Origin of the sequence: Streptomyces sp. A2-16 (genome assembly GCF_018128905.1) — a bacterium.
In the GTDB taxonomy this organism is placed as follows: Bacteria; Actinomycetota; Actinomycetes; order Streptomycetales; family Streptomycetaceae; genus Streptomyces.
This window is the reverse complement of sequence record NZ_CP063808.1, coordinates 7,191,194-7,208,141: the sequence shown is the minus strand read 5'-3', so window position 1 is coordinate 7,208,141 and position 16,948 is coordinate 7,191,194. Positions and strand designations below refer to the sequence as shown.

The following is a 16,948-nucleotide window of genomic DNA, read 5'->3' as shown; positions in this document are numbered from 1 at the left end:
GCGAGCCGTCGGTCTTCCAGGCACTACTAGGGACGTCGAAGACGGGCGAATGGTTGTTCCCATGGGGCGAACCCATGATGAGAAAGCGGATATTGGGCTGGGTGGGTGGGAACGGCCGAAAACCAGTCGTTCACCGTCAAGTGGCCGCCGCCGGGGAAAAGGTTGCCGCGCCGCGGAGATTTCTCTGCGGGCCCCGGTACGGGGGCCCTGTACAGGGGCCCTGTACGGGGGCTAGGAGTCCCCTGCGTCCGCGGACCCGCCGTCCTGGGAGGCGAAGCCGCCCTTCACCGCGAAGTTCTCGGACTTCGCGGTCGCGGTCGCGGTGTAGCGGTCGTCCTTCGCGTCCCGGCCGCCGCGCTCGTGGTTGTACTGCCCGGCGAACACCCACTCGCCCTTCGGGACCGTACGGCCGTCCTTGAGCACCCAGGTGTAGACGAGGAAGCCGTCGCGCTCGCCGACCGTCAGCGTGAAGTCGTCCTCGGGCAGCGAACGCCAGGCGCCGGAGTTGGTGACCCCGCCCGTCTGCGCGATCCTCAACTCGACGGTGAGCGAGGTCAGTTGCTCGGAGGTCTTGAAGGTCAGATCGCTCTGCGCCCAGAACTCGTTGCTGTGCGGGTCCACCGAGCCGTCCGACCACAGCGGGCCGTCCTCGACGCCGGACGCCCGCACCTCGGTGGAGGGGCTCGACGTGTGCGAGGGCGTGCCGCTCGGCTTCCCGGTCTCGTGCCTCGGGGCGGTGCTCGGCTTCGGGTCCGGCGACGGGGCGGGCGGACGGCTCGTGGCGTCGGGCGAGGGGGTGGGCGTACCCGTGGCGGCGACCGACCCCTGCGCGGGCGGCTCGTCCTTCACCGCGGACGCCACCGCGTACCCGCCGAGGCCCAGCACGCAGGCGACCGCGGCCGTGGCGCTCACCACCCGCACCCAGCCGTAGACCGGCGGCCGGGTCGCCCGGTGGTCGGGGCGGCTCTGCTCCGCCATGCCGCGCTCGACCCGGGCGAGGATCCGCTCACGGTTCGGCTCGTGCGACTCGGCCGCGTCCCGCAGCCGGGCGCGCAGTTCGCCGTGCACGTCCCGCCGCATGGTCATCGGTCCCTTCCTCCGGTGTCACCGGTGCGCGCCATCGCGGCATGCACCCTCAGCGGAGCGTTCCGGGGGCCGAGCAGCCGCTGCAGCTCGGCCATCCCCTTGGAGGTCTGGCTCTTAACCGTACCGACCGACACACCCAGGGCCAGTGCGGTGTCCTTCTCGGAGAGATCGAACGCGTGCCGCAGCACGACACACGCCCGCTTGCGGAACGGCAGTCTGCGCAGCGCCTCCTGGACGTCGACCACGCCCGCCACATCGGGGTTCTCGACCTTCTCCTCGCGCTGGGACCAGAACAGGGCGATGCGCCGGCGCTCACGGACCGCGCTGCGGATACGGGTGCGGGCCAGGTTGGCGACCACTCCGCGCGCGTAGGCGGCCGGGTGGTCGGCCGCGCGCACCCGGTCCCAGCGGTGCCACAGCGCCAGCAGCGCGTCCGCCGCCAGGTCGTCCGCGGCGTCCGGCTCACCGGTCAGCAGCTGGGCGAGACGGGACAGTTCGGCGTAGTGGCGCTCGAAGAAGGCATGGAACTCCACGGAGGCGGCGTCGTCGACGACTGTGCCCACGGGCTCCCTCTCCCTTGTGTGTCATGTGAATGACATGTGATCGTCCGGGGGTGGCCGGGCGGAGATCCGGAAGCGTAGCAGTGACCGATTGCCTGTTCTCGTACGGGTCTTCGAACGATGTATGACGGGGCGGCCCCCGAATCCGTAACACGGGGAAAACCTGAGGCGCGTTCAACGCAGTAACAATCCAGCCAGCATCCGCACACGATCATTCAGGCACCAAGGAGCATCGACCATGTCCGTCGACCGGTACTTCAGGATCTCCGAGAGGGGATCCACCTTCGCCCGTGAGATACGCGGCGGCTTCGCCACGTTCTTCACGATGGCCTACATCCTTGTCCTGAATCCCATCATCCTCGGCAGTGCGAAGGACAAGTTCGGCCACCAGTTGGATGCGGTCCAGCTGACCACCGCGACGGCTCTGGTGGCCGCGGTGATGACGATCATCATGGGCGTGGGCGGAAACCTGCCGCTCGCGCTCGCCGCCGGCCTCGGGCTGAACGCAGTCGTCGCCTTCCAGATCGCCCCGCTGATGAGCTGGGACGACGCGATGGGCCTGGTCGTCCTGGAAGGCCTGCTCATCTGCGTGCTGGTGGTGACCGGCCTGCGCGAGGCCGTCATGCACGCCATCCCGCAACCGCTCAAGCAGGCGATCAGCGTCGGGATCGGGCTGTTCATCGCGTTCATCGGGTTCGTCGACGCGGGCTTCGTGAGCCGTATCCCGGATGCCGCGAACACCACCGTGCCCGTGCAGCTGGGCGGTACCGGCACGCTGACCGGCTGGCCGATCCTGGTCTTCTGTCTCGGGGTGCTGCTGACGATCGGACTGCTCGCCCGCAAGGTCAAGGGCGCGATCCTGATCAGCATCGTGACCATGACGGTCCTCGCGATGATCATCAACTCGGTCGCCGACATCAAGACCTGGGGGCTGACCACCCCCGCGTGGCCGGACAAGATCGTCGACACCCCCGACTTCGGGCTGATCGGTCACTTCAGCCTGTTCGGCTCCTTCAGCGCGCCCGGCGTCGGGATCGTCACGGTCGTCCTGCTGATCTTCACCCTGATCCTGTCCGACTTCTTCGACACGATGGGGACGGTCGTCGGGATCAGCGCGGAGGCCGGGCTGCTGGACGAGGAGGGCAAGGTGCCCAACCTCGGCCGCGTGCTCCTGATCGACGGAGCGGCGGCGGTGGCCGGTGGTGCCGCGTCGGCCTCCTCCGCCACGTCGTACATCGAGTCGGCGGCCGGCGTCGGTGAGGGATCGCGCACCGGCTTCTCGAACCTGATCACCGGCGGGATGTTCGCCCTGGCGCTGTTCCTGACCCCGCTGCTGACCATCGTCCCGCTCCAGGCCGCCGCCCCCGCCCTGGTCGCCGTGGGCTTCCTGATGATGATGCAGGTCAAGCACATCGACTGGGAGCGGTACGACATCGCGATCCCCGCGTTCCTGACCATCGCCGTGATGCCGTTCACCTACTCGATCACCAACGGCATCGGGGCCGGGTTCCTGGCCTACGTCGTGATCAAGGTGGTGCTGGGGAAGGCCAAGGAGATCCACTGGCTGCTGTGGGCGGCCTCGGCGCTGTTCCTCGTGTACTTCGCGATCGACCCGATCGAGCAGCTGCTCGGCACCAAGTAACCACCGGGAAGACTCAGTTCTTCAGGGCCGCCTCCATCATGGCCTTGGCCACGGGGGCGGCCAGCCCGTTGCCGCTGACCTCCGAGCGGGCCGCGTTCGACTGCTCCACGACCACCGCCACGGCGACCTCCTTGCCGTCGGCCTTTCCGTAGGACGTGAACCAGGCGTACGGCGTCTTGCTGTTGTTCTCGCCGTGCTGGGCCGTGCCCGTCTTGCCGCCCACCGTGACGCCGTCGATCCTGGCGTTGGTGCCGGTGCCGTCCTGGATCACCGACTGCATCGCCGACTGGAGCTGCTCGGCCGTGTCCGAGCTGACGACCTGCTTCGTGGTCGCCTCGTCGTCGTAGTTCTTCAGGACATCGCCGCCGTTGTCGGTGATGGTCGACACCATGTGCGGCGAGACCAGCTTGCCGCCGTTGGCTATGGCCGCGGAGACCATGGCCATCTGGAGCGGGGTGGCCGTGACGTCGAACTGGCCGATGCCGGTCAGCGCCGTGGAGGACTTGTTCATGTCCGAGGGGTAGACGCTCTCGTAGGCCCGCACCGGGACGTCCTGCGTGGCGTCGTTGAAGCCGAACTTCTCGGCCATCGCCCGCACCTTGTCCTGGCCGAGGTCGACGGCCATCTTCGCGAAGACGGTGTTGCAGGAGTACTCGAGCGCGACCCGGATCGAGGCGTTCTCGCAGGGTGCCGAGGAGTTCTCGTTGCCCAGCGGGGTCACGGTGCCCGGCAGGGTGTACGGGTCGGGGCTGGCGGTCTTCTCGTCCACCGAGGAGTACAGACCGTCCTCCAACGCCGCTGCCGCCACCACCAGCTTGAAGGTCGAACCCGGCGGCAGCGGCTGGCGCAGCGCGCGGTTGGTGAGCGGCTTGTCGGAGTCCGCGTTGAGCTGCTTCCAGGCGCTGCCCGCGGTGTTGGCGTCCGTCAGCGAGGACGGGTCGTACGACGGCGTCGACACAACGGCCAGGATCTTCCCGGTCGTCGGGTCGATCGCGACGGCCGCGCCCTTCTTGTCGCCGAGCGTGTCGTACGCGGCCTTCTGCACGGCCGGGTCGATCGTCGTGATCACATCACCGGGCTCGGCCCGCTGGTTGGTGATCGTGTCCATGACGGTCTTCAGCCGGCTGTCGGTGCCGTTGAGGAGGTCGGCGTAGATGCCCTCCAGCTGGGTCGGGGCGTAGGCCTGCGAGGCGTAGCCCGTCACCGCCGCGTACAGCTTGCCGTTCGTGTACGTGCGTTTGTACGCGAGGTCGCTGTCCGTCGTCCTCGCGGAACCCGTGATCGCCTTTCCGGCCACGATGATGTTCCCGAGCGGCGAGGAGTACGTCTCGATCGCGTTCCGTCGGTTGTCGTTGTCGTCCGCGAGTGCCTGGCCCTCGTAGAACTGCACCCAGGTCGCCCGGATCAGCAGAGCGAACACCAGGAGCAGCGCGAAGACCGATGCGCGCCTGATCGTCTTGTTCATCCCACTCAGAGGACGATCAGCCGCGCATGTGTCGTTCCCGAACGTCCGCTTTTCTCATCGGACGTTCATCCAGGGCGGTCTCAGGCGTCCAGCGTCAGCACGAACTCGTCGATCTCCGCACCGCGCGCGTTGGCGTACCCGCAGGCCCGGGCGGTCACCAGGAACCCGCACTTCTCGAGCACCCGCAGCGAACCGGCGTTGTCGGCGGCCGCCCGGGCGTACAGGGGCCGCTCGGGCACCTGGGCGACCAGCTCCCGCAGGGCTGCCGTGGCGATGCCGCGCCCCCAGTAGGCGCGGTCGATCCAGTACGTCACCTCGCGCTCGCCCGGCTCGCCGTACACCGCCGCGCTGCCCACCACGTCCCCGTCCGCCAGGACCGTGCGGTGCACGGCGTCGGAGGCGCGGACCCGTTTCCAGTGGGCGTCGAAGGCGTCCCGGTCGGCCGGGTCCTTCGGGGTGAAGGCCGCCATGTGCAGGGCCTCGGGGTCGTTCATCTGCCGGAAGAAGACCGGCAGATCGCTGTCATGGACTTCGCGGAGAACGATCTGCATGCCTCAGAGCCTACGGGTGGCCAGTGTCAGCCGGTCCCGGGCGTCGAACAGGGCGTCCTTGACCATCTGTTCGTGGGCCGGGGTCAGCCGGGCCACCGGCACCGAGCAGCTGATCGCGTCCCGCGCGGGAGTGCGGTAGGGGATCGCCACACCGAAGCAGCGCAGCCCGAGGGTGTTCTCCTCGCGGTCCACCGAGAAGCCCTGCTCGCGGATCTGGTGCAGCTCCTCGATGAGCTTCTCGCGGTCGGTGATCGTGTGCTCGGTGAGCGCCGGCAGGGTCTCCGGGAGCATCTTGCGGACCTGCTCGTCGGAGTAGGTGCTCAGCAGCGCCTTGCCGAGGGAGGTGGAGTGCGCCGGGAGGCGGCGGCCGACCCGGGTGAAGGGCCGCAGGTAGTGCTGCGACTGCCGGGTGGCCAGGTAGACGACGTTCGTGCCGTCGAGGCGCGCGAGGTGGATGGTCTCGGTGGTGTCGTCGGAGAGCCGGTCCAGGGTCGGCCGGGCCGCCGCGACCACCTCGTCGCCGTCGATGTACGAGGTGCCGACGAGCAGCGCCCGCACCCCGATGCCGTACCGCGTGCCCGTCGCGTCGGTCTCCACCCAGCCCAGCTCGACCAGCGTGCGCAGCAGCATGTAGAGACTGGACTTGGGATATCCCACGGCCTCCTGGACCGCCGCGAGGGAGTGCATGCCGGGACGTCCGGCGAAGTATTCGAGCAGTTCGACCGTCCGCACTGCCGACTTGACCTGTGACCCGCCGCCCGTCTCGCCTGCCGACATCGCCCTTGACCCCTTTGTTGGACGAGAACCAGAGTTATAGACTCCGACAGCATATTCACCATCAGAGACAGCGTTCAGCATATCGAACGTTCCTGGTGACTGACCCAGATACACGTGGAGGGACCCGCGGTGGCAGCAGCACCAGTCTGGAGTGTCGACCCCCGAACCGGGAAGCAGCGCGAGCAGGTTGCGGTGGAGGCCACAGCCCAGGAGGTCGACGCCGCCGTCCGCGCCGCGCACGACGCGCGCGCGTCCCTCGCCGACCGCACCGTCCGCGCGGCCTTCCTGCGCACCGCCGCCGACAAGCTGGAAGGCTCCAGGGACCACCTCGTCGAGGCCGCCGACGCCGAGACCGCGCTCGGCCCGGTCCGGCTGACCGGTGAGCTCGCCCGCACCTGCTACCAGCTGCGGGCCTTCGCCGACATCGTCGACGAGGGCGAGTTCCTCGGCGTGGTGATCAACCACCCCGACGACACCGCGACCCCGCCGATCCCGGACCTGCGCCGCTACAAGGTGCCGCTCGGCGTCGTCGCCGTCTACTCGGCCTCCAACTTCCCCTTCGCCTTCTCGGTCGCGGGCGGCGACACCGCGAGCGCGCTCGCGGCCGGTAACCCGGTCGTCGTCAAGGCCCACCCCGACCACCCGGCCCTGTCCGAGCTGGTCGCGTCCGTGCTGCGCCGCGCCGCCGACGAGCACGGCATCCCCGCGGGCGTGCTCGGTCTCGTGCACGGCTTCGAGGCCGGCATCGAGCTGATCAAGCACCCGCTGGTCGCCGCCGCCGGCTTCACCGGCTCCGTCAAGGGCGGCCGCGCCCTGTTCGACGCGGCGGCCGCACGCCCGGTGCCGATCCCGTTCCACGGCGAGCTGGGCTCCCTGAACCCCGTCGTGATTACGGAGGAGGCCGCGGCCGAGCGCGCGGAGGCCATCGGCGCCGGGCTCGCCGGCTCCATGACCCTCGGCGTCGGCCAGTTCTGCGTGAAGCCCGGTCTGGTCCTCGTGCCGTCCGGCGCGGCGGGCGACGGCCTGGTGAAGTCCCTGACCGACGCGGTCAGCGACACCGACGCGGGCGTCCTGCTCGACCACCGCATGCGGGACAACTTCGTCGCCGGCGTCGCCGAGCGCGTGGAGCTGCCCGAGGTCGAGTCGCCGGTGACGCCCGGCGCGGGCGGCGAGCACACGGTGAGCCCGGGCTTCCTCACGGTCGCGGCGGAGAAGCTGACCACCGAGGGGGCGTACGACCTGCTCCTGGAGGAGTGCTTCGGCCCGGTGACCGTGGTGGCCCGCTACGAGGACGACGACCAGGCGCGCGCCGTGCTGTCCCGGCTTCCGGGCAACCTCACCGCGACCGTCCACCTGTCGGAGCAGGAGGCCGCGGGCGAGGGGCGCGGCGCCGAGATCCTGGCCGAGCTGACCCCGCTGGCCGGCCGCGTCCTGGTGAACGGCTGGCCGACGGGCGTGGCCGTGGCCCCGGCCCAGCAGCACGGCGGCCCGTACCCGGCGACGACCTCCACGTCGACGTCGGTGGGCGGCACGGCGATCGAGCGCTGGCTGCGGCCGGTGGCGTACCAGAACGCGCCGGAGGCCCTGCTGCCGCCGGAGCTGAAGGACGACAACCCGCTGGGTCTGCCCCGCCGTTTCAACAACCGCCTCGAGCGCTAGGCACCCGGGGGCCGCACGCGGAGAGGGAACTGGAAAACTCTGAGGATGGACGTCGAACTCCCCGAGCTTCCCTTCTCTCTCCGCACCTACGGTCCCGACGGGCACTGGGCCCACGAGGACGGCATTCTCTCCGGCTGGGCCGGCCCCCGGCAGGACCGGTTCGTGCCGCCCACCGGGGAGTCCCTGGACCCCGCCGCCGACGCACCGCGCCTGCTCGGCGCCCCCGAGGGGGACTTCCAGCTCATAGCCCGGGTCACCGTGGGCTTCAACGGCTCGTTCGACGCGGGTGTCCTCTACGTCCATGTCGGCGAGCGGGCCTGGGCCAAACTCTGCCTGGAGAACTCCCCGGACGTGCCCACCGTGTGCACGGTCGTCACCCGGGGCCACTCCGACGACTGCAACTCCTTCACCGTGGACGGCAGTTCGGTGTGGCTGCGGGTCAGCCGCACCGGCCGCGCCTTCGCCTTCCACGCCTCCCGCGACGGCAAGCGCTGGACCTTCGTGCGCCTGTTCACCCTGGGCGACGAGAAGGAGACCGACGCGGCCCTGGTCGGCTTCATGGCGCAGTCGCCGATGGGGGAGGGCTGTGTGGTGACCTACGACCACATCGAGTTCAGGCCGGACTGGCCGGCGGACCTGCGCGACGGCAGCTGAGCGCCTGGGAATGGAACCCTCTGCTTGAACGTTCATCCAACTGGCGGAGGGAGTCTCCGCACCCGTCCGACCTGGAGAGAGCCGTAGACATGCGCGTCGAGATCTGGAGCGACATCGCCTGCCCCTGGTGCTACGTGGGCAAGGCCCGCTTCGAGAAGGCGCTGGAGGCCTTCCCGCACCGCGACGGGGTCGAGGTGGTGCACCGGTCGTTCGAGCTGGACCCGGGACGGGACAAGGGCGACGTCCAGCCCGTGCTCGCCATGCTCAGCAAGAAGTACGGCATGAGCCAGGCGCAGGCCCAGGCCGGCGAGGAGAACCTCGGGGCCCAGGCCGCCGCCGAGGGCCTCGCCTACCGGACCCGCGACCGCGACCACGGCAACACCTTCGACCTGCACCGCCTCCTCCACCTCGCCAAGGAACACGGCAGGCAGGACGAACTGATCCAGATCTTCTACCGGGCCAACTTCGCCGAGGAGAGGTCCCTGTTCACCGAGGGCGAGGAGCGCCTCGTCGAGCTCGCCGTGGAGGCCGGACTGGACGCCGACGAGGTCCGCAAGGTCCTCGCCGACCCCACGGCCTACGCCGACGACGTCCGCGCCGACGAGCGCGAGGCCGCCGAGCTCGGCGCGAACGGCGTCCCCTTCTTCGTCCTGGACCGCACCTACGGCGTCTCCGGAGCCCAGCCCGCCGAGGTCTTCACCCAGGCCCTCACCCAGGCCTGGGGCAACCGCTCCCCGCTGCAGCTGATCGACCAGGGCGATTCCGGCGCGGACGCGTGCGGTCCCGACGGGTGCGCCGTACCCCACCAGGGCTGAGAACACGCAGGTCGGCGCGGACGTATAAGCGTTGCTTGGCGAAACCACGTAGAAATTCGCAATGGACCGAGAGGTCTCCCGGCCCCACAGTGGAGCCATGGAAACCTTCGAGAGCCTCGTCCGCGCCGAGTTCGCCCCGAAGAACACCTTCCTCAACACCGCGAGCAGCGGTCTGCTCCCGGCCCGGACCGTCACGGCCCTCCAGGAGGCCGCGCTGATCCGCGCCGAGGGCAGGCCGCTGGACCCGCTGTTCCAGGACGTGGAGGCGGCCCGCGCCGCGTTCGCGAGGCTCGCCGGAGTCCCGGTCGCCCGGGTCGCGGCCGGCGCGTCCGTGTCCACCCACTCCGGCCTCGTCGCCGCCTCGCTGCCCCCGGGCGCCGAAGTCCTCACCGCCGAGGACGACTTCACCTCCGTCGTGAACCCCTTCCACACCCGCGGCGACCTCAAGGTGCGGATCGTGCCGCTGGAACGGCTCGCCGACTCCGTCCGCCCCGGCACCGCCCTCGTCGCGGTGAGCGCCGCCCAGTCCGCCGACGGCCGGATCGCCGACCTGCCCGCCCTGCGCGAGGCCGCGCGGGCCCACGGCGCCCGCACCTACGTCGACTTCTCGCAGGCCGCGGGCTGGTTCCCGGTGGACGCCGAGTCGTACGACTACACCGTCTCCACCACCTTCAAGTGGCTGCTCGGCCCGCACGGCGCGGCCTTCCTCGCCGTGCCGGAGGACTTCGGCGACCTGAAGCCGGTGCTCGCCGGCTGGGTCGCCGGGGAGATCCCGTGGGACAGCTGCTACGGCCCCGTCGCCGAACTGGCCCACTCCGCCCGGCGGTTCGACATCAGCCCCGCCCTGTTCACCTACGCGGGCACCCGCAGTTCCCTCGAACTCCTGGAGGAGCTCGGGGTGGACGCCGTGCGCGCCCACGACCTCGCCCTCGCCGACCGCTTCCGCGCCGGACTCGCGGACCTCGGTCACGCACCCCTGCCCGCCCCCGGCTCGGCGATCGTGTCCGTGCCCGGACTCGGCGGGCGGCAGCGCCAGTTGAGCGCGGCCGGCATCGAGGTGTCCGACCGGGCCGGCAACCTGCGGGCCTCCTTCCACCTGTACAACACGGCCGCGGATGTCGACCGGCTTCTGGACGCCCTGTCTCCCTGAACCACTGGCGCCGCGCCGCCCGGGACGCTAGGAAGGGCACCAAGGGGTGGTGGTGCCGTGGAGTCCACGGACGGGACGACGTCCGCACAGCAACCCGCAGACGCGGAGCTGCACCGACGGCTGGTGTACGGCGACGAGTCCGCGCTCGCCGAGGCGTACGGGGCGTACGGCGGGCTGGTGCGGGCGGTCGCCCTGCGCGTGACCCGCAGCCCGGTCGCGGCCGAGGACGTGGCGCAGGAGGTCTTCGCACAGCTGTGGAGCAGGCCGTACGCCTTCGACGCGCGCCGGGGCAGCCTGCGCACCTGGCTGTCGGTGCTGGCCCACCGGCGGGCCGTGGACTGGGTCCGCAGCGAGGCCCGGCACCGCAAGGACGTCCGCGCCGACGACCTGGCCCTGCACGGCATCCCGGACGCCTCTCCGGGCCCCGCCGAGGCCGTCGTCGACCGGGAGCGCTCCCTCCTGCTCCACACCGCCCTCGCCGAACTCCCGCAGCAACAGCGGGAGGTGGTGCACCTCGCCTACTTCGCGGGCCGCACCTACCGGCAGGCCGCCGTCGAGCTCGGCATCCCCGAGGGCACCGCGAAGACCCGGCTGCGCACCGCGCTGCGCACGTTGGCGGAGACTTTGGCCGACCCACCCGACCCGGCGTGGGAAAAGGGCGCATGATGGCGGCAGGGGAACACAGGGAAGGGGGCGAGCGGTGACCGATCACGACGACGTGCGCGACCTGCTGGCCGCCTGGGCCTTCGGCGCCCTGGAGGCGGCCGAGCAGCGCCTGGTCCCGCCGCACCTGGCCGAGTGCGAGAGCTGCGCGGCCGAGGCGGAGCGGCTGCGCGCGGCCGTACGCCTGCTGGACGGGCCGCCCACGGAGCCGGCCCAACCGGCGCCCAACGGCGTCCCCGCGTCCTTCGACGCCCTCCTCACCCGCGCCCGGCGTGCCCGCCCCGCCCCGCCTCCCGTGGCCGGGCACGCCGCCCCCTATGCGGCCGCCGTCACCGGGCTGCGGGCACTGCTGCCCGAGACGGCGGGGCGCTGGTCGACGCCGGTCGTGCACGACTGGGACGTCCACGCGACCGTCGCCCATCTGCTCGCCGCCGACGAACACCTGGCCCTGCGGCTCGGGATCGGCGCCCGGGTACCGGGTGCGCGGATCGACGAGGACACCGACTGGGCGGAGGCCTGGGAGCGGCGCACCGCCGAGGTGATCGCCCACGAGTACGGCCGTACGCCCGAGGAGACCGCCGCCGACTGGTCCGCGCAGGCGGCCGCGCTGCTCGGCACCCCGTACGCCCACGACCTGGAACTCGCCGCCGGGACCACGCTGTCGATGGGGGTCCGGCTGCCCGTCACCGAGCACTTCCTGGTGCGGGCCTTCGAGGCGTGGATCCACACCGACGACATCGGCCGCGCCCTGGGCCTGGCCGTGCCGCCGCCGCCCGGGGAGCACCTGGGGCGGCTGGTCGGGCTGGCCGTCCGCATCCTCGACGGGGCCCTCGGGACCGAGGCGCCGCCGGTGCTGTTCGCGATCAGGGGCGGCCAGGCGTGGGTCCTGGGCTCGCAGAGCGATCCCGTGGCCGCCGAACTCACCCTGGATCCGGTGGACTTCTGCCTGCTGGTCGGCGGGCGGTACGCGCCGGACGCCGTGCCCCGGAACGCGACAGGCGACGCGGCCGCCGTACGGAACGTACTGGAGCGGGCCGCGTCGCTGTCGTGGCTGTGAGGGGGCACCCACCGTCAGGGGCACCCGGCGTCACGGTGCCCCACCGTCAGGGGCACCCCACGCCGAACGTCACTTCACCGGAGTGAAGTCCCTCGCGCCGATGAACTCCGGCCGCCGGATCGGAGCCGCGAACGGCTCCACGGCCTGGTTCTCCACGCTGTTGAACACGATGAACACGTTGCTGCGCGGGAACGGCGTGATGTTGTCCCCGGAGCCGTGCATGCAGTTGCAGTCGAACCAGGTCGCCGAACCGGCCTTGCCCGTGAAGAGCTTGATGCCGTACTCGGAGGCCATCGCGGTCAGCGCCTCGTCCGAGGGCGTGCCCGCGTCCTGCATCTGCAGGGACTGCTTGTAGTTGTCCTTCGGGGTGGCCCCCGCGCACCCGAGGAAGGTGCGGTGCGACCCCGGCATGATCATGAGGCCGCCGTTGGTGTCGTAGTTCTCGGTCAGCGCGATCGAGACGGACACCGTGCGCATGTTCGGCAGGCCGTCCTCGGCGTGCCAGGTCTCGAAGTCGGAGTGCCAGTAGAAGCCGCTGGCCCCGAAACCGGGCTTGACGTTGATCCGCGACTGGTGGACGTACACGTCCGAGCCGAGGATCTGCCGGGCCCGGCCCACGACCCGCTCGTCGCGCACCAGGTTCGCGAACACCTCGCTGATCTTGTGCACCTCGAAGACCGAGCGGATCTCCTTGGACTTCGGCTCGATGATCGAGCGCTCGTCCGCGCGGATGTCCGGGTCCGTGACGAGCCGCTCCAACTCCTGCTGGTACACCGGGACTTCGTCCGGGCGGATCAGCTGGTCGACGGCCAGGAAGCCGTCGCGCTCGAACGCCTCGAGCTCGGCCGTGGCGACCGGTCCCGGCGTGCCGGGCGCCGACCAGACGACCGGGTCCTTGCGGGGGACGGACACCTCGGTGGCGCCGCGGCTGGGGTAGAGATCGGTGACGGTGGTCATGCGGTCACACCTCCTCGGGTTCGGCTTCGGGTTCGGTGAGCAGCGGGTAGACGCCGTTCTCGTCGTGGTCCTCCCGGCCGGTCACCGGCGGGTTGAACACGCACAGGCAGCGGAAGTCCTCCTTGACGCGCAGCGTGTGCCGCTCGTGGCCGTCCAGGAGGTACATGGTCCCGGGCGTGATCGAGTGGGTCAGCCCGCTCTCGTGGTCGGTCAGCTCGGCCTCGCCCTCGACGCAGACGACGGCCTCGACGTGGTTCGCGTACCACATCGACGTCTCCGTACCCGCGTACAGGATGGTCTCGTGCAGAGAGAAGCCGACCCGCTCCTTGGCGAGCACGATGCGTTTGCTCTCCCAGGTGCCGGACGCGGCCTTCACATGCCGGTCGGTGCCTTCGATGTCCTTGAACGAACGGACGATCACGGTGCTGCGATGCCTCCTAGTTAGACGGTTCGCCGAGCCTGATGCTCAGACGGTTTCCCGGACGGCGCGGGCGAGGATGCTCAGCCCCTCGTCCAGCTCCTCGGGGGTGATCGTGAGCGCCGGAAGCAGCTTCACGACCTCGCTCTCGGGGCCCGACGTCTCGATGAGCAGCCCGAGCTCGAAGGCCCGGTGGGCCACCTTCCCGGCGCGCTCCTTGTCGTGGAACTCCAGGCCCCACACCAGCCCGCGCCCGCGGTACTCCTTGATGTCGGCCAGGTTCTCCTCGGTGATCGAGATGAGCCCCTGCTCGACCTGCTCGCCGCGCTGCCGGGTCTGCTTCTCCATCGCGGAACCGTCCGCCCAGTACTGCTCCAGGGTGGCGGTGGCCGTGACGAAGGCCGGGTTGTTGCCGCGGAAGGTGCCGTTGTGCTCGCCGGGCTCCCAGATGTCCAGCTCGGGCTTGAACAGGCAGAGGGACATGGGCAGTCCGTACCCGCTGATCGACTTCGAGACGGTGACGATGTCGGGGGTGATGCCCGCCTCCTCGAACGAGAAGAAGGCCCCCGTCCGCCCGCAGCCCATCTGGATGTCGTCGACGATGAGCAGCATGTCCTGCCGCTCGCACAGCGCGGCGAGCGCCTGCAGCCACTCCCGGCGCGCGACGTTGATGCCGCCCTCGCCCTGCACGGTCTCCACGATCACGGCGGCCGGCTTGTTGAGTCCGGAGCCCTGGTCCTCCAGGAGCCGCTCGAACCACAGGAAGTCCTCGACGGTGCCGTCGAAGTAGTTGTCGAAGGGCATCGGGGTGCCGTGCACCAGCGGGATACCGGCACCGGCCCGCTTGAAGGCGTTGCCGGTGACGGCGAGGGAGCCGAGCGACATGCCGTGGAAGGCGTTGGTGAAGGACACGATGGCCTCGCGGCCCTTCACCTTGCGCGCCAGTTTCAGCGCGGACTCCACGGCGTTGGTGCCGGTCGGGCCCGGGAACATGACCTTGTACGGCAGGTCGCGCGGGCGCAGCACCAGGTCCTGGAAGGTCTGCAGGAAGGCGCGCTTGGCGGTGGTCGACATGTCGAGCCCGTGCGTGACGCCGTCCCGCTCCAGGTAGTCGATCAACGCCCGTTTCAGCACGGGGTTGTTGTGGCCGTAGTTCAGTGAACCGGCGCCGGCGAAGAAGTCCAGGTACGCGTGGCCGTCCTCGTCGTACATGCGGCTGCCCTGCGCGCGGTCGAAGACGGTGGGCCAGCCGCGGCAGTAGCTGCGCACCTCGGACTCGAGGGTCTCGAAGACGCTGAGGTCGGGCTGGGTGATGGTCACGACGAATCGCTCCTCGGGTGCGTGGGGGGTCAGGCGGAGGGAGTGGGGGTGGGGGAGAGGGGCCCGATGCGGTAGAGGACCTCGGGGTCGTGCGGCCCGTCGGGGAACAGGCCCGTGTCGAACAGCACCTCGCGCTCCAGGCCGGCGCCACGGCGTTCGGCGAACGACGTGAACAGCCGCTCGGAGGCGGTGTTGCCCGGCGTGATGGTGGTCTCCACGGTGGTCAGTCCGCGCTCGGCGGCGAGCCGCGCGGTCAGTCCGTCGAGCAGGGCGGCGGCGAGCCCTCGGCCGCGGTACGCCGAGTCCACCGCCACCTGCCAGACGAGCAGGGTGCCGGGCCGGTCCGGGCGGACGTACCCGGTGACGAAGCCGACCGGCTCCCCGCGGTCGTTGCGTGCCACCGCCGACGTGGCGGCGAAGTCGCGGCACCACAGCAGATAGCTGTACGACGAGTTCAGGTCGAGAACCTCGGAGTCGCGGGCGATCCGCCACAGTGCGGCTCCGTCCGCGACCGTCGGTCGGTCGATTTGCAGGTCTGCTTGTGCGGCAGTCATGCGAATTGAATTTACCGAGGGAAATTGAAAAATGCATCGCCGGACGGGGTTACGTACGGGCGCCGCATGTGTTATCAGGCGGGCGCGCACCGACGCGCAGATCTGTCCGTTATGAAATGCTATGCCCGCCAGATAACGGGCAAATGGATCACGATGTGTAACGCGTCACAAGCATGTAACCGCCACGAGATCTACCCGAATTCTTCCGGTTCGCGTTCGCAGAATCTTTGCGTTTAGGCTCGAGGAAAGCGGGCAGAAGAATACGGGAAGCTAATCTCTGATAAACCCCTGAATTACCCTATGAATTATGCACCGGTAACCTGGTCGACGTTTTCCCGCGGCTTCGGATCGCCGTGCTGGAGCCACGCGTCCTCGGCCGCGTGCAGTGCGCCCTCCAGGTCCACCGGGAGGTTCTGTTCCCTCAGCGCCGCCCCCAACGCCGCCAGGCAGGCCCGCACGGCACCCGGCGTCGCGTCCGCCCCGTAGTGGTTGACCCGGATCATCTCGCCGGCCAGCGCACCCCCACCCGCCGCCAGTGGCAGCGCGGGGTCGGACGACAGGGCCCGGGACACCAGTTCCGACGCGTCGGTCCCCGCCGGTGCCCGGAGTGTCGTGGCGACCGGAGCCGCCTCGCGGTCCTCGTGCACATACGGCTCCAGGCCCCCGCCCAGGGCCCGCGCCCCCGCCCGGGTCGCCGCCGCGGCGGCCCGGTGCCGGCCCATCACCGCTTCCGGCCCGTCCGCCTCGATCCGCTCGAGGCACGCCTCCAGCGCCAGCATCTCCAGCTGCGCCGGAGCGTGCAGCAGAGCGCGACGGCCGCCGTCGATCCAGCGTTCCTTCCAGTCCAGCAGCGAGAGGTACGACCGCCGCGGCGCCGCCGGATTCGCCGCCATCCGCGCCCACGCCCGCTCGCTCACCGACACCGCCGACACACCCGCGGGGCCGCCCATCGCCTTCTGCGCCCCGATCACGCACAGGTCGACACCCCACGCGTCCGGCAGCACCGGCTCGGCCCCCACGGAGGCGACCGCGTCCAGATAGAACAGGGCCCCCTGCCGCCGTACGACCTCACCGATCTCCGCGACCGGGTTGGTGTTGCCGGTCGCCGCCTCCGCGTGCACCAGCGACACGAAGTCGATCGCCGGGTGCTCCTCGAACGCCGCGGAGATCTGCTCCGCCGTCACCGCCGTGTGGAACGGCACCGCGAGGTCGATCACCGTCGCCCCGCAGTCCCGCAGCCAGTTCCCGAAGGTCTGCCCGTACGGCCCGGTGATGACGTTGAGCGCGGTCGTCCCCGGCCCGGCCGTGGAGCGGATCGCCCCCTCCAGCGGCAGCAGCGCCTCGCCCTGCATGATCACGACGTCCTGCTCGGTGCGCAGCAACCGCGCCACACGGTCCTCGATCGAGGCGAACTGGGCCGCGCCGAGCGGGGCCAGGTCCAGGAAGGGGTGTGTCACGACGGTGCTCTCTTCGCTCACTGGGGTAGAGGTGAACGAGCGTAACCGTTCCTGCCCCACCCCCCTCGACCGGCGACTTCCCAGGTCGAACAGCCTCACAACCATCGGATTGGTTTGAGAGACTCAAACTTCTCCTTATAATCGGAACCCACAGTTCCCCCAC

General features: G+C 70.4%; 17 protein-coding genes. 7 read left to right on the top strand and 10 right to left on the bottom strand.

The window, feature by feature from the left end:
• Window positions 1-231 precede the first annotated feature (231 nt).
• Together IOD14_RS32425 and IOD14_RS32420 are read right to left on the bottom strand one after the other, a co-directional pair.
• On the bottom strand, window positions 232-1,086 hold the full coding sequence (locus IOD14_RS32425; protein WP_212672209.1) for a hypothetical protein: 855 nt from the start codon (window positions 1,084-1,086) through the stop codon (window positions 232-234).
• Complete coding sequence (locus IOD14_RS32420; RefSeq protein WP_212672208.1) at window positions 1,083-1,649, bottom strand: SigE family RNA polymerase sigma factor; 567 nt, start codon at window positions 1,647-1,649, stop codon at window positions 1,083-1,085. Before IOD14_RS32420 ends, IOD14_RS32425 begins: the two co-directional genes overlap by 4 nt.
• 235 nt (window positions 1,650-1,884) lie before the next feature.
• Between IOD14_RS32420 and IOD14_RS32415 the strand changes: the two genes are divergently transcribed.
• The gene (locus tag IOD14_RS32415) at window positions 1,885-3,288 is read left to right on the top strand and encodes an NCS2 family permease (RefSeq protein ID WP_212672207.1); all 1,404 of its coding nucleotides are present in this window, start codon (window positions 1,885-1,887) and stop codon (window positions 3,286-3,288) included.
• Between the two features lie 13 nt (window positions 3,289-3,301).
• Here the strand turns inward: IOD14_RS32415 and IOD14_RS32410 are convergent, their stop codons facing one another.
• The 3 genes from IOD14_RS32410 to IOD14_RS32400 form a co-directional block, all read right to left on the bottom strand.
• On the bottom strand, window positions 3,302-4,753 hold the full coding sequence (locus IOD14_RS32410) for a penicillin-binding transpeptidase domain-containing protein (protein WP_123988359.1): 1,452 nt from the start codon (window positions 4,751-4,753) through the stop codon (window positions 3,302-3,304).
• Between the two features lie 80 nt (window positions 4,754-4,833).
• A complete protein-coding gene (locus IOD14_RS32405) occupies window positions 4,834-5,304 on the bottom strand; it encodes a GNAT family N-acetyltransferase (RefSeq protein WP_212672206.1) in 471 nt (156 codons plus the stop codon).
• Window positions 5,305-5,307: 3 nt separating this feature from the next.
• A complete protein-coding gene (locus IOD14_RS32400) occupies window positions 5,308-6,081 on the bottom strand; it encodes an IclR family transcriptional regulator (RefSeq protein WP_007381154.1) in 774 nt (257 codons plus the stop codon).
• A 129-nt stretch (window positions 6,082-6,210) separates the two neighbouring features.
• On the opposite strand from IOD14_RS32400, the gene IOD14_RS32395 reads away from it, so the two are divergent.
• The 6 genes from IOD14_RS32395 (at window position 6,211) to IOD14_RS32370 (ending at window position 12,079) form a co-directional block, all read left to right on the top strand.
• The gene (locus tag IOD14_RS32395; RefSeq protein ID WP_123988357.1) at window positions 6,211-7,740 is read left to right on the top strand and encodes an aldehyde dehydrogenase (NADP(+)); all 1,530 of its coding nucleotides are present in this window, start codon (window positions 6,211-6,213) and stop codon (window positions 7,738-7,740) included.
• A gap of 45 nt (window positions 7,741-7,785) precedes the next feature.
• A complete protein-coding gene (locus IOD14_RS32390; protein WP_123988356.1) occupies window positions 7,786-8,394 on the top strand; it encodes a DUF1349 domain-containing protein in 609 nt (202 codons plus the stop codon).
• A gap of 89 nt (window positions 8,395-8,483) precedes the next feature.
• A complete protein-coding gene (locus IOD14_RS32385) occupies window positions 8,484-9,209 on the top strand; it encodes a DsbA family oxidoreductase (protein WP_212672205.1) in 726 nt (241 codons plus the stop codon).
• A 97-nt stretch (window positions 9,210-9,306) separates the two neighbouring features.
• Complete coding sequence (locus IOD14_RS32380; RefSeq protein ID WP_123988354.1) at window positions 9,307-10,359, top strand: aminotransferase class V-fold PLP-dependent enzyme; 1,053 nt, start codon at window positions 9,307-9,309, stop codon at window positions 10,357-10,359.
• A gap of 57 nt (window positions 10,360-10,416) precedes the next feature.
• Window positions 10,417-11,025, top strand: coding sequence for a sigma-70 family RNA polymerase sigma factor (locus tag IOD14_RS32375; protein WP_212672204.1), 609 nt, complete (start codon window positions 10,417-10,419; stop codon window positions 11,023-11,025).
• A 34-nt stretch (window positions 11,026-11,059) separates the two neighbouring features.
• Window positions 11,060-12,079: a maleylpyruvate isomerase family mycothiol-dependent enzyme gene (locus tag IOD14_RS32370; protein WP_212672203.1), complete on the top strand. Its 1,020-nt coding sequence runs from the start codon at window positions 11,060-11,062 to the stop codon at window positions 12,077-12,079.
• Between the two features lie 69 nt (window positions 12,080-12,148).
• Here IOD14_RS32370 and thpD read toward each other — a convergent pair whose 3' ends face one another.
• From thpD to IOD14_RS32345, 5 genes are all read right to left on the bottom strand, one after another.
• Complete coding sequence (gene thpD, locus IOD14_RS32365) at window positions 12,149-13,036, bottom strand: ectoine hydroxylase (protein ID WP_123988351.1); 888 nt, start codon at window positions 13,034-13,036, stop codon at window positions 12,149-12,151.
• A 4-nt stretch (window positions 13,037-13,040) separates the two neighbouring features.
• Entirely contained in the window at window positions 13,041-13,457 is a 417-nt protein-coding gene (locus IOD14_RS32360) for an ectoine synthase (protein ID WP_123988350.1), read from the bottom strand.
• A 45-nt stretch (window positions 13,458-13,502) separates the two neighbouring features.
• Complete coding sequence (ectB, locus tag IOD14_RS32355; RefSeq protein ID WP_123988349.1) at window positions 13,503-14,774, bottom strand: diaminobutyrate--2-oxoglutarate transaminase; 1,272 nt, start codon at window positions 14,772-14,774, stop codon at window positions 13,503-13,505.
• A gap of 29 nt (window positions 14,775-14,803) precedes the next feature.
• Window positions 14,804-15,328: a diaminobutyrate acetyltransferase gene (gene ectA / locus IOD14_RS32350; RefSeq protein WP_123988348.1), complete on the bottom strand. Its 525-nt coding sequence runs from the start codon at window positions 15,326-15,328 to the stop codon at window positions 14,804-14,806.
• A 305-nt stretch (window positions 15,329-15,633) separates the two neighbouring features.
• Window positions 15,634-16,785 (bottom strand): aminotransferase class V-fold PLP-dependent enzyme, encoded by a 1,152-nt coding sequence (locus IOD14_RS32345; RefSeq protein WP_212672202.1) that lies wholly within the window; start codon window positions 16,783-16,785, stop codon window positions 15,634-15,636.
• Window positions 16,786-16,948: the final 163 nt, after the last annotated feature.